Raw genomic sequence first — 12952 nt, forward strand, 5'->3', positions numbered from 1 at the left:
ACCATGAAGACACACATACACATTATATCCATTTTAAGCATCGTATCCACTACCCTTTTATCTTGTGGTAACAGCAATGACAGAGCTGATGGCTATGGCAATTTTGAAGCCACAGAAATTATGGTTTCTGCTGAGAACAACGGAAAACTAGAAGCATTCAATATACAGGAAGGCCAACTACTTGAAAAAGATGCTTTTGTTGGGTATATTGACACCATTCCGTTATCCTTAAAACGCGAGCAATTAGACGTTTCAAAAACCACAACCATATCAAAATCAAAAGGTGTTTTGTCGCAAATCAGTGTTTTAAGAGCACAGTTGGAGACTGCTAAAAAGAACCGAGAACGCATTGAAAATTTATTAAAGGATAACGCAGCGACCCAAAAACAACTGGATGACATCAATGGTGAAATTGATGTTTTAAACCAAAAAATAATCAGCATAGAAACCCAAAACACACCAATTGTCAATGAATTGAAAAACATTGATATTCAAATCAAACAAATTGAAGACCAGATCCAAAAAAGCAAAATCATCAACCCCATTCAAGGAACTGTTTTAGTAAAATATGCAGAACCTAAAGAAATCACATCATTTGGCAAGCCATTGTACAAAATAGCTGATTTAAACACCATGCAATTGCGCGTTTACATTAGCGAAACCCAACTTGCCAATATTAAAATTGGTCAAGAGGTTACCGTTAAAATTGATACAGATACATCCATAAAATCCTATAAGGGAACTATTACATGGATTGCTTCGGAAGCTGAATTTACACCCAAAATCATTCAAACAAAAGAAGAACGCGTTGCTTTGGTGTATGCCGTAAAAATCGACGTTAAAAATGACGGTGCCCTTAAAATAGGCATGCCAGCTGAAATGTGGATTGACAATTAAATAACTCTAAATAATTAAAATACCAGTATTATGGAAGACAAACATATTTATAATGTGAACATAGCTTGGACACAAGACCGAAAAGGAATGATGTGTTCACCAGAATTGCACAAAGCAGATAATAACGACATGAACTGCATTGAAGTTGCTACACCACCACAGTTTTCAAGTGGTATGCCCAATATTTGGTCGCCAGAACATTTGTTCACTGCAGCCGTTAGCAGTTGCTTAATGACTACTTTTTTGGCAGTTGCTGAATATTCAAAATTTGAATTCGTAAGTTTTAAATGTGGTGCCAAAGGTGTTTTGGATAAAGTGGATGGAAAATTTGTGATGACCGAAGTATTACTGTTTCCTGAGGTTACTATTTCCGAAGAAAGCCAGCGGGATCGTGCTTTACGGATTTTGGAAAAATCAGAAAAAGCGTGTTTGATCTCCAATTCCATTACATCAAAAGTAACCATGGAACCAAAAATCATCGTTCAAAATTAAGACACATTGAGTATTTCGGTTAGTCATATCAATAAGTCATACAAAGACATCAGGGCTCTTCAAGACGTCTCTTTTGAAGTGAAAAAAGGAGAAATATTTGGTCTTATTGGTCCTGATGGTGCAGGCAAGACAACCTTATTCAGAATATTGGCAACCTTATTGATTGCAGATTCTGGCCAAGCTTCCGTAGCTGGACATGATGTTGTAAAAGATTATAAAACCATTCGAAATTGTGTAGGTTACATGCCGGGTAAGTTTTCATTGTACCAAGACTTAACGGTTGAAGAAAACCTGGAGTTTTTTGCCACAATTTTCAAAACAACCATTAAAGAAAACTATCACTTAATTGAAGACATTTACAAACAAATTGAACCGTTTAAAACCAGAAGAGCAGGAAAATTATCAGGTGGTATGAAACAAAAATTGGCTTTATGCTGTGCGTTGATTCATAAACCAGAGGTTTTGTTTTTAGACGAACCCACAACTGGTGTGGATCCTGTATCCAGAAAAGAATTCTGGGATATGTTAAAACGATTGCAGCAAAAGGGCATCACTATTTTAGTCTCCACGCCTTATATGGATGAAGCCTCACTGTGTGACCGAATTGCCTTTATTCAAGATGGAAAAATCCTTGAGATTGATTCTCCAGAAGCAATAGTGAAACATTTTACAAAAACCATTTACAATTTAAGCGCCAACAATATGTATAAGCTCATTGAAAGTCTAAAGACCTATGAGCATGCGCATAGTGTCTATCCGTTTGGTGAATTTGTGCACTATACAGATACTAGAGATGTATTTGATATAGATGAATTGCAACACTATTTGAAAAATATCGGGCTTAACGATATTACAATTGAAATTGCAAAACCTACCATAGAGGACACGTTTATGGCCTTAGCAAAATAATGTAATGGAACGTGTTATAGAAGTTGAGAGTTTAACAAAAAAATTTGGAGCCTTTACGGCTGTGGATTCCATATCGTTCCATGTAAAAAAAGGCGAGATTTTTGGATTTTTGGGTGCCAACGGAGCTGGAAAAACAACCGCCATGAAAATGCTCATTGGAATTTCACATCCAACATCGGGCAAAGCTACCGTTGCAGGTTTTGATGTGTTTACAGAAGCCGAATCCATCAAAAAGAATATTGGCTACATGAGCCAAAAATTTGCTTTGTATGACGATTTAACAGTTAAGGAAAACATTACGTTTTATGGAGGTATTTATGGATTATCACGCGCCAAAATAAAAATAAAAACCCAACAACTCATTGAGGAATTGGGACTTGAGGATATTGCAAACAATATGGTTGGCTCGTTGCCCTTGGGATGGAAACAAAAACTAGCCTTTTCGGTTGCACTATTACACAATCCGAAAATAGTGTTTCTTGATGAACCCACAGGAGGCGTTGACCCCATAACCAGACGTCAGTTTTGGGAAATGATCTATAAAACGGCCAATCAGGGAACGACCATTTTTGTAACCACCCATTATATGGATGAAGCTGAATATTGTGACCGCGTTTCCATTATGGTCAATGGGAATATTGAAGCGTTGGATACGCCAAAAAATCTCAAAAAACAATTTAGTGCCCACAGTATGAACGATGTGTTTTTAAAATTAGCCAGAGGATGAAGTTGTTTTTAGGATTTATAAAAAAAGAGTTTTACCATATTCTAAGGGATCGGCGTTCCTTGTTTATTTTATTTGGTATGCCCATCGTTCAAATTTTGCTTTTTGGATTTGCCATTACCAATGAAATCAACAATGTTAACATTGCTATTTTAGACCATTCTAAAGACGTTACCACAAAAAAAATAATTGATAACATTTCGGCTTCAAAATACTTTAGCATCAATGCCTTTATTCAACAAGAAAACGATATTGAATCGGTATTTAAAAAAGGGCAAACCAAAGCAGTGATTAGTTTTGAAAAAGACTTCAATCAACATTTGATAAAAAATGGACAAGCCACCGTTCAGATTATCACAGATGCAACAGACCCCAATACGGCGAATACCATATCCAATTATGTCAATGCCATCATTCAATCGCAGGTTAAGGAATTAAATAAAGGAATAGACAAAGGGTATCAAATTATTCCACAAACCCGTATGGTTTATAATCCAGAACTAAAGAGTGTATTCATGTTTGTACCGGGAATTATGACAGTTATTTTGATGTTGGTATCCGCCATGATGACCTCCATTTCCATAACCCGCGAAAAAGAATTGGGAACCATGGAAGTCATTTTGGTGTCGCCATTAAAACCATTACAGGTTATTGCCGGTAAAGTAGTGCCTTACATTGCGCTTTCGGTGATCAACGCTACGGTTATAATTCTATTAAGCCTCTTTGTTTTTAAAATGCCTATACAAGGAAGCTTAATTTTACTGGCGTTTGAAACGGTTTTGTTTATTGTTACGGCTTTGGCTTTGGGCATTTTGATATCAACTATAGCGGCAACCCAACAAACCGCCATGATGATATCGCTTATGGGGCTTATGCTGCCCGTAATCATATTATCCGGGTTTATTTTTCCTATTTCCAGTATGCCGCTTGTGTTGCAAATAATCAGCAACATCATTCCTGCCAAATGGTTTATTATTATTTTGAAAGCCATTATGCTAAAAGGTGTTGGCTTTTCATTTATTTGGAAGGAAACTCTTATACTATTGGGAATGACGGTGTTTTTTATAGCATTAAGCATTAAAAAATATAAAATACGATTGGAATAATGAAGATATTGGGTTTTATCATACAAAAAGAGTTTAAGCAAATCTTCAGGAACAAAGGCATGCTCCCCATTATTTTTGTCATGCCCATTGTACAACTTCTTATTCTGTCCAATGCCGCAACTTTTGATATTAAAAATATCAAATTCTCATATATTGACCATGACCATACTCCAACATCAAGAGCACTGATAGAACAATTTGATGCCTCAACGTATTTTAATGTTGTTACAGATTTTCCCTCGGAAAACAAAGCGCAATCAGCCATGCTAAAAGGAGATGTAGATGTTGTTTTGGAAATACCCAATCATTTTGAGCGTAATTTGGTAAAAGGAAAAAACATACCATTAGGCGTAACAATCAACGCTATTGACGGTGCAGCCGCGGGTGTTGAAAATGTCTACATTACACAAATCCTGCAACGGTTTAACAAAGCCATTCAGTTGAACGTATTTCAGCCAACTAATGCATTGTCAAAGCCTGTTAACATCCTAACCATTCCATCGTTTTGGTATAATAAAACCCTAAATTATAAAACTTACATGGTGCCGGGTATATTGGTGTTACTGGTAACCATGATTACCCTGTTTTTGTCAGGAATGAACATTGTTCGTGAAAAAGAAATAGGGACTTTAGAACAAATAAATGTAACGCCCATTAGAAAGAGAGAATTCATTATTGGGAAGTTATTCCCGTTTTGGGTTCTAGGGTTAGCTATTTTAAGTATCGGGTTGATAATTGCCAAGTTTGTGTTTAATGTACCCATTGTGGGCAATCTTGGTTTGATGTATTTATACACATCAATCTATATTTTGGTCATTTTAGGCATCGGTCTTTTTATATCAAATTTCACCGATACGCAACAGCAAGCTATGTTTATATCGTGGTTTTTCATGGTCATATTCATTTTGATGAGTGGTTTGTTCACCCCTATAGAGAGTATGCCAAAATGGGCTCAATTAATTACGGAATTCAACCCCATAAAATATTTTGTTGAAGTGATGCGAATGGTCATGTTAAAGGGCTCGTTATTAAACGATATCTTACCACAACTATTAAAAACCCTTCTTTATGCCTTTGTAATGAACGGATTGGCAGTTTGGAAGTATAGAAAGACAACTTAGTAATAAATCTTTTAAATTTATTTTTTTACACGGATTTGTTTCATAATATCTTCCATCATTTCAACTTGCACTTGTTGAATATTCAATAGTTCCTGTTGCTGATGAATAATTAAATGATCAATTTTTTCATGGAGCATTCTAATTTCAAGTTCGGATTTTAGGTTGACCATATAATCTTGTTTGGAACGCTCTCTGTCTTTCTCTTCTTGCCTGTTTTGGCTCATCATAATAACTGGTGCTTGTAATGCAGCCAAACATGACAAAATAAGATTTAAAAGAATAAATGGGTACGGATCAAACCCCTTATTTAAAAGAAAATAGACATTTGATGAAATCCAAATTAAAATAAAAAGACCAAACAAAATAATAAACGACCAACTTCCACCAAACGAAGCTATGTTATCAGCTAAACGTTGTCCAAATGTAAAATTATTATTATCAATTGGTTCTTTTTTATTGATAACTTCTTCGTTTTCAATTGTTTTTAAAACATCTTGTTCTAAAACACTCAACTCGCCTACTTCATCAATTAAATAATTGGCAATATATTTTTGTCTATATTGATTCAGTTCCGAAATTGAAATAGCACTTTTTAAATTAAAATCAGGGTGGTCTTTCTTGATCAATTCAAAAATGGATTTTCTAATTGATTTTGCTAAAACCCTTTCACTGTACTGAAACTCATTTTTTGAAATTTCACTTATAAATGTTTTCATTATAAAAGATTTTTATTATAAAAGTACAATTAAATCCATCTCAATTTGTAATATTGATTAATTACAAATACTTTTGAAATACTTGCTTTACAAAAACTTGCAATGAAGAAAAAACTTAATGAACTTGAAGCGACTGCCATTTGTGGAAATGATATCAGTTCATCATGTTTGTATGTATCTGCACTTGCCATAGTGTATGCTGGACAGTATGCATGGATTTCATTATTGATGGTATCATTGATCCTATTTTTATTCCGAAGGATTTACGGCGAAGTGGTTGGTGCATTACCGTTAAATGGAGGTGCTTATAATGCCTTACTGAACACAACCAAAAAATCAACGGCCTCCTTTGCCGCATCGTTAACAGTGCTTTCATACATGGCAACGGCGGTTATTTCGGCTAGTGAAGCCATCAAATATGCACACAGTCTATGGCATGAAATACCTATTGTGTATGCAACAATTGCATTGTTGTTGGTTTTTATGGGACTGGTCATTTTAGGTATTGGTGAATCTTCAAAGGTAGCTATTGCTATCTTCTTATTTCATTTAACCTCACTCGTTATCCTATGCGCTTTCTGTATATATTTTCTGTTTAGTAATGGATTTGATGTTTTAATCAGCAACTTTAAATCTCCCATTGAAGGCAGTATAGCAACGGCTCTGTTTTTTGGATTTGCGGCGGCCATGCTGGGCATTAGTGGATTTGAAAGTTCGGCTAATTACGTAGAGGAACAAAAAAAGGGCGTCTTTCCAAAAACCCTAAAAAACATGTGGATTATTGTTACCATTTTTAATCCGCTATTAGCATTTTTAGCTTTGTCTATCATACCGTTATCCACAATTAATGCGAACGAGGAAACCCTATTGTCATTTATGGGGAATTTAACAGGCGGCAATTGGTTATCCTATGTAGTTTCCATTGATGCTGCCTTAGTGCTAAGTGGTGCTGTTTTAACATCGTATGTGGGTGTTGGTGGTTTGGTGGAACGTATGGCCTTGGATAGGATTTTACCTAAAGAGCTATTAATAAAGAACAAAAGAGGAAGTTCTTACTTAATTTTTATTACGTTTTTCTTTTTGGCCGTTTCAGTATTGTTAATCACTAAAGGCGATCTAAAAGCATTAGCTGGCGTTTACACCATTGCGTTTTTGGGTGTCATGGCTCTATTTGGAGTAGGAAATCTACTTTTGAAAATTAAAAGAAGTCGATTGCCTCGTCCTGAAACAGCCAGTTATCCAGCAGTATTAATTGCTATCATAGGCATATTTTTAGCTTTATTAGGGAATGTTATTTTAAATCCTGGATATTTGGCCATCTTTTTGGAATATCTGGTTCCCACCATTTTAGTGGTTGGGTTTATGCTTTACCGTACACCAATTTTAAAAGGAATTTTACTGTTTCTAGACTATATAACACCTTCAGACAAACTGTTTTTTCAAAAAACAAAACGCAAAATAAATGTAGCCATACGGAAAATCAATTCCCAAGAATTTGTGTTTTTTACTAAAGGAGACAATGTAGAAGGCATTAATAAAGTACTGCAATATATTTCGGCAAATGAAGAAACCAGACGGTTAAAAATAGTTAATATCATTAGCAAAGGGGAAAAAGTAACCGATAGACTTAAAACTGATATTGAGGTATTGGACAGAGCCTATCCAAAAGTTGTCATTGAATTTATAGAAGAAGCGGGCAACTTTGGTCCTGAAAAAATTAAGGAATTATCCAAGCGTTGGAATATCCCCGTTAATTTTATGTTTATAGGACATCCGGGAAACAAATTTCCATACAAATTACATGAACTAGGAGAAGTACGGTTAATTATTTAGCTTCTTTTCCTTGTACCAAACATTTAAAATCAATCCGCCGATAATCAGGGCTATTCCTAGGATACTCCAGAAGGTGTAAACTTCACCAAACCAGAATATTCCAAGCAATAAGGTAAAAATAACCTCAATATATTTTAATGGAGCCACTTGGCTAGTAGCTGCCGTTTGAAAAGCCTTGGTCATGTATATCTGACCAAAATAACCAAATACACCTAAACTGAACAGGAAAATCCATTCCACGCCATTGGGCGTTGTCCAGTTTCCAATGGATAACAAACCGCCCACCATGGTAGCAATGACCATAAAATAATTGACAATGACAACCGGGTGGTCACGCTTTCCAATTTTGCTAATAATAACAAATACAAAACCACTCAAAACAGATGCCATTAAGACCAACACGAGGCCATAAGTGCTAACATTTCTATCCAATCCTTTTAATACTAATACGCCTGAAAAAGCCATGAGAAAGAACAGCCATTGGATAGGCTTAATTTTTTCCTTTAAAAATAAAACAGCAAAAATAGCCGCAAAAATTGGAGCTATGTAACGTAATGATACAGCGGTACCAACCGATAAGTATTTGATGGACATAAAAAACAAGGTCATGGAACTTACACCAACCAAACCCCGTAACACCAATAGTTTTCGGTTGTTTCCTAAAATAGGAATCTTGTTTTTTAAAAGAAATCCAAAGGTAAAAAATAAAGAACTTGCCGACCTGAAAAATACAATTTGAAAGGCATTGACATTTACCAAGTACTTTACCGTAGCATTCATGCACGCAAAAGCCATAGTACTTAAAATCATGTATTTTATGGCTTTTTTTATTTCCAATAGATGGATTTTATGCTTTAAGTTTTAAGAATTTATTCAGGGATTTGCTGACTTAAACAATGTAAGGTACCAAAGCCCCATATTAAATCAATGGCACTTATCCCAATGATTTCCCTATTTGGAAAACAATCCGCAATAATATTTAAAGCCATTCTATCATGAACATCGTTAAAGGTTGGCACTAATACGTAGTTGTTAATGATCAAGAAATTAGCATAGCTTGCTGGAATGGTAACACCATCAAATTCCAGTTTTTTAGGCATGGGTAATTCAACAATATTAGGTGACTTACCGGTTTCTAATACCGACGTTTTAAGTCGCTTGAAATTATCTTGCAACGCTTTATAGTTGGCACTTTTTTTGTCAGTTTCAACAACCGTAATAATGGTGTCTTCATTTACAAAACGACATAAATCATCTATATGTCCATGGGTATCATCACCAATTATACCGTCACCAAGCCAAATCACATTGGTAACACCAAGATATTCCTTAAAAACGGCTTCGTAATCTGCTTTTGTAAAACCACTATTTCTAACCTGTATAGTTGGATGCAATAAGCATTCTTCTGAAGTTAATAAGGTGCCTGTTCCATTCACATCTATAGCACCACCTTCCAAAACCACGGGTTTGCCTTTATACATCACTTGGACTAAAGGAATGTTTAAGTGATTCGCTACTTTTGAAGGAACATGCTTATCCAACTGAAAGTTGGTGTACTTAGCCCAGCCATTAAAATTGAAGTTTAATGCCTCTCGTTTCGTTCCATTTTTAACAATGATGGGGCCAGAATCACGCATCCAGCTCCTATTGGTCTTATGAATAATGAATGATATGTTTGAAATATTCACATGCGCCGTAACCAACATGTCATGAACTTTCTTTTTTAGCTTATCATCAGCAACTACTAAAAAAACGGTTTCAATACTAGCTACTTTTTTAATAAATTCCACAAAAGCCCATTGAATGGCTCCGTATTTTCCGGGCCAATCCTTACCATTATGTGGAAAACAAAGAAAGATACCTTGTTGCTTTTCCCATTCTGCTGGAAACCGTCTCATTAATCTATAGCCCGTTTAGTGATGTCGCCAAAAGCATCTACTCGCCTATCCCTGAAAAACGGCCAATTTTGACGCACATTTTCCTGTAAATCCAAGTCCACTTCAGCAATTAAAATTTCTTCTTTATCATGGGAAGCCTGCGCCAAGATTTCACCTTGAGGACCTGCAATAAATGAGGCTCCCCAAAATTCAATGCCATCTGTATTAGGTAAATATTGTTCCAATCCAATGCGGTTGGCTGCTGCCACATACACACCATTGGCCACTGCGTGCCCTTTCATGACATTAATCCAAGCGCCATATTGATTAACACCATATTCTGCTTTTTCCTTGGGGTGCCAACCAATAGCTGTGGGATAAAACAACACGTCGGCTCCTTTTAACGCCGTTAATCTGGCTGCTTCTGGATACCATTGATCCCAACAAATTAATACACCAATATTCCCCTTTTTGGTTTTATTGCTTTTAAAGCCTAAATCGCCTGGTGTAAAATAAAACTTCTCATAAAAATGAGGATCATCAGGAATGTGCATCTTGCGGTACAAACCAGCCTCTGAACCATCCGTATCTAAAATGTAAGCACTGTTATGGTAAATACCAGCCATTCGTTTTTCAAAAAATGGCACCACAATCACAACGCCCAATTCCTTGGCTAAATCACTAAAGGCGTTAAATGATGTACTATAAAGCGGCTCGGCATAAGCAAAATTGTCAACATCTTCGCTTTGGCAAAAATAATGACTGCTGTAAAGCTCTGGCAACGAAATGACTTCGGCTCCCATTTTAGCAGCATCTTTTACCCAACTCAAACATTTTTTCAAGTTGTTTTCTGGCTTATCATTTAAATTAAGCTGAATAACAGCAATTTTGTATGTTCTTTGTCCCATGTTGTATGTTTAGGTATACAAAAATAAGTATTTAGATGTGAGAGCCACAAATTTTTAAGGATTTTACAAACAAGCACCCTATGTCTAGTTTATAATACCATCAAACCACTTTAGTTCTCCTGAAGGATGTTCTTGTGGTATTAATAAAGTAAACGCCTGTAAGCAATATAACCGTAGCAATTACAGATTGTGTTGTGATGCGCTCTTCCAGAAAATACCATCCTAGAAACAACGCTATAATAGGGTTTACATAGGTTGACGTTGCTACTTTTTCTGGCGATACAACCTTTAGCAAATAATTAAATGACGTAAATGCTATGATACTTCCAAAAAAGATGAGCAAAAGCATGGATCCTTGTACCTTGGGCGACCAATTTAATGGTGAGGACCATGTTTCGCCAAAACAAAAGCTAGCTATTGCCAACATGATGCCTCCCGTTAGCATTTGGTATCCTGTGTTGACAAAGTAATTAGAGGGTAAATCTGCTTTGCCAACAAACAAACTGCCATAGGACCAACTGAGCATACAAACAAATATCATTAGCATACCAATGATGCTTCCTTCATTATTGATGATTTGTTTTTGACTAACCAAAAGATAAATTCCTATTACACCCAAAACGATACCAACTATGGACATGGGTTGTATTTTTTTGCCATGGAGCAGTCGCATCATAATCAGGACTACCAACGGTTGAGCCGATATTTCCAAAGCGGCAAATCCACTATCAACATATTTTAATGCCCAAACAACAACGCCATTGCCAAAACTGAGAAATAAAAACCCTGCAATGATCGTGTTTTTAAGCTGGGACAACGTAATAGCTAAACTGATTCGCATGAGTTTTGCAATCAAAAATATAATCAAACCTGCACTGACAAAACGAATGGAGGCCAATTTAAATGGCGGTAAGTCTGTTACGGCAATTTTATTCAGTAGATAGGTTGAGCCCCAAATAACATAAATTGCAAAAAAGGCCAACACAATCAATATGGTTTTGCGAGAAGCGCTCATATTTATAATTTCAAAAAAATCGATAAAATAATTGGAACAACCTGCTTGGTGACACTCTAAACATTATTGAAAAGTTCCGTTACAATAGTAGTGTCCAATGATAAGCGTTCGCCTGTTTGTCCTTTTTTATTATACTCCAATTTATTAACAACATAGCGCATTACTTCCTTTCTAGCAACATCACGTTCATTACCTTTAACAACAATCCAAGGCGCATGTGGTTTGGCTGTTTTTTTAAACATAGCTTCTTTATAAAACGTGAACTCTTTCCATTTTGATTGCGCCTCAACATCCACACTGCTCAATTTCCATTGCTTCAATGGATTATGCACACGTTCTTCCAATCGCCGCTTTTGTTCTTCAGCATCAATGGAAAACCAAAATTTAAATAAGTGAATACCGTCTTGAACCAACATTTTTTCTAAAGAAACGACTTGTCTATTAAATAAGTTATATTGCTTTTTGGAGCAAAATCCCATTACGGGCTCCACAACCGCCCTATTGTACCAGCTTCTATCAAAAAGCACGATTTCTCCTGGTCCGGGCAAATGTTCTATATAGCGTTGGAAATACCACTGACCAGCCTCTCTTTCGGTTGGTTTTGAAAGAGCTACTACTTTAAAAAGCCTTGGATTTAAAAAACGAATGAACCGCATAATAGCACCACCTTTTCCGGCTGTATCGCGCCCTTCAAATAAAATAAGTACACGTTGATTGGTTTCTTTGATATGTTGCTGTAACCAAACCAATTCGGTTTGTAAATTAAGATACTCTTCGTCTTGCTCCAGCAGGTGTAAAGCCACTTTTTAAACTATTTATAATTGATGGGGAATCTTCTAGACCTTTTTCACGCGAACCGCATTCATGCCTTTTTGCCCACGTTCCAGTTCATACTGAACTTTATCGTTTTCCTGAATATCTTCAAGCAAGCCACTTACATGAACAAAATATTTTTCTTGGTTTTCTGCATCAATGATGAAACCAAATCCTTTTGAAGAATCAAAAAAGGATACTTTCCCTTTTCTTGTAGGATCCTCTTCTTCTCGTTCTTCTTTTTTGGGAATGCCTATCTCTATGCTTTCTGCTTCCACTTTTACTTTCATGGAAGGATCTGGCGGGGTGTCCGTTAAATTACCATTGTAATCTACATAAGCAAATTGAATACCTTGTGGGTTTTCTTTGGCCTCTGCTTTTCTAGCTTCTTTTTTCTTTTGTTTTTCCTCTCTTTTCTTTAGACGCTTTTTTTCTTTTTCAATTTTGTTAAATGTGACTTGTGATTTTGCCATTACTGATTATTTCCTGTTTTTAAGTTACTGTGATTAATTGAAGATAATGTAATTTTTATTAAAATCTT

The 12952-nt window shown here is 35.9% G+C and carries 14 protein-coding genes; 7 read left to right on the forward strand and 7 right to left on the reverse strand.

Annotated features, from left to right (window positions below):
• The first annotated feature begins 3 nt into the window (after window positions 1-3).
• The 6 genes from IEW94_RS12635 to IEW94_RS12660 are packed head-to-tail and all read left to right on the forward strand — an operon-like array spanning window position 4 to window position 5249.
• Window positions 4-897 (forward strand): HlyD family secretion protein, encoded by an 894-nt coding sequence (locus tag IEW94_RS12635; RefSeq protein ID WP_188653603.1) that lies wholly within the window; start codon window positions 4-6, stop codon window positions 895-897.
• A gap of 30 nt (window positions 898-927) precedes the next feature.
• A complete protein-coding gene (locus IEW94_RS12640) occupies window positions 928-1389 on the forward strand; it encodes an OsmC family protein (RefSeq protein ID WP_188653605.1) in 462 nt (153 codons plus the stop codon).
• Window positions 1390-1395: 6 nt separating this feature from the next.
• A complete protein-coding gene (locus tag IEW94_RS12645; RefSeq protein WP_188653607.1) occupies window positions 1396-2298 on the forward strand; it encodes an ABC transporter ATP-binding protein in 903 nt (300 codons plus the stop codon).
• Window positions 2299-2302: 4 nt separating this feature from the next.
• Window positions 2303-3025 carry an ABC transporter ATP-binding protein gene (locus tag IEW94_RS12650; protein ID WP_188653609.1) on the forward strand — a complete coding sequence of 241 codons (723 nt, stop codon included), beginning with the start codon at window positions 2303-2305 and terminating at the stop codon, window positions 3023-3025.
• Window positions 3022-4128, forward strand: coding sequence for an ABC transporter permease (locus tag IEW94_RS12655; protein ID WP_188653611.1), 1107 nt, complete (start codon window positions 3022-3024; stop codon window positions 4126-4128). The genes IEW94_RS12650 and IEW94_RS12655 overlap by 4 nt, the downstream gene beginning before the upstream one ends.
• Entirely contained in the window at window positions 4128-5249 is a 1122-nt protein-coding gene (locus tag IEW94_RS12660; protein WP_188653613.1) for an ABC transporter permease, read from the forward strand. The genes IEW94_RS12655 and IEW94_RS12660 overlap by 1 nt, the downstream gene beginning before the upstream one ends.
• A gap of 17 nt (window positions 5250-5266) precedes the next feature.
• On the opposite strand, the gene IEW94_RS12665 is transcribed toward IEW94_RS12660, so the two are convergent.
• Window positions 5267-5965, reverse strand: coding sequence for a DUF1003 domain-containing protein (locus tag IEW94_RS12665; protein WP_188653615.1), 699 nt, complete (start codon window positions 5963-5965; stop codon window positions 5267-5269).
• A 102-nt stretch (window positions 5966-6067) separates the two neighbouring features.
• Here IEW94_RS12665 and IEW94_RS12670 point away from each other — a divergent pair, with 102 nt between their 5' ends.
• The gene (locus IEW94_RS12670; RefSeq protein ID WP_188653617.1) at window positions 6068-7798 is read left to right on the forward strand and encodes an APC family permease; all 1731 of its coding nucleotides are present in this window, start codon (window positions 6068-6070) and stop codon (window positions 7796-7798) included.
• Here the strand turns inward: IEW94_RS12670 and IEW94_RS12675 are convergent.
• The 6 genes from IEW94_RS12675 to IEW94_RS12700 all read right to left on the reverse strand — a co-directional run bounded on the left by IEW94_RS12675 (window position 7787) and on the right by IEW94_RS12700 (window position 12884).
• Complete coding sequence (locus tag IEW94_RS12675) at window positions 7787-8635, reverse strand: DMT family transporter (protein WP_229669521.1); 849 nt, start codon at window positions 8633-8635, stop codon at window positions 7787-7789. The genes IEW94_RS12670 and IEW94_RS12675 overlap by 12 nt on opposite strands.
• 32 nt (window positions 8636-8667) lie before the next feature.
• Complete coding sequence (locus tag IEW94_RS12680; RefSeq protein WP_188653619.1) at window positions 8668-9696, reverse strand: agmatine deiminase family protein; 1029 nt, start codon at window positions 9694-9696, stop codon at window positions 8668-8670.
• Window positions 9696-10583, reverse strand: a complete 888-nt coding sequence (locus tag IEW94_RS12685) for a carbon-nitrogen hydrolase (RefSeq protein WP_188653621.1) — start codon at window positions 10581-10583, stop codon at window positions 9696-9698. Before IEW94_RS12685 ends, IEW94_RS12680 begins: the two co-directional genes overlap by 1 nt.
• A gap of 100 nt (window positions 10584-10683) precedes the next feature.
• The gene (locus IEW94_RS12690; protein WP_188653622.1) at window positions 10684-11598 is read right to left on the reverse strand and encodes an EamA family transporter; all 915 of its coding nucleotides are present in this window, start codon (window positions 11596-11598) and stop codon (window positions 10684-10686) included.
• Between the two features lie 56 nt (window positions 11599-11654).
• On the reverse strand, window positions 11655-12401 hold the full coding sequence (gene ppk2, locus IEW94_RS12695; protein ID WP_188653624.1) for a polyphosphate kinase 2: 747 nt from the start codon (window positions 12399-12401) through the stop codon (window positions 11655-11657).
• 33 nt (window positions 12402-12434) lie between these two features.
• Window positions 12435-12884, reverse strand: a complete 450-nt coding sequence (locus IEW94_RS12700) for a cold-shock protein (protein ID WP_188653626.1) — start codon at window positions 12882-12884, stop codon at window positions 12435-12437.
• Between the last annotated feature and the right edge of the window lie 68 nt (window positions 12885-12952).

Source organism: Yeosuana aromativorans (assembly GCF_014646655.1).
In the GTDB taxonomy this organism is placed as follows: Bacteria; Bacteroidota; Bacteroidia; order Flavobacteriales; family Flavobacteriaceae; genus Yeosuana; species Yeosuana aromativorans.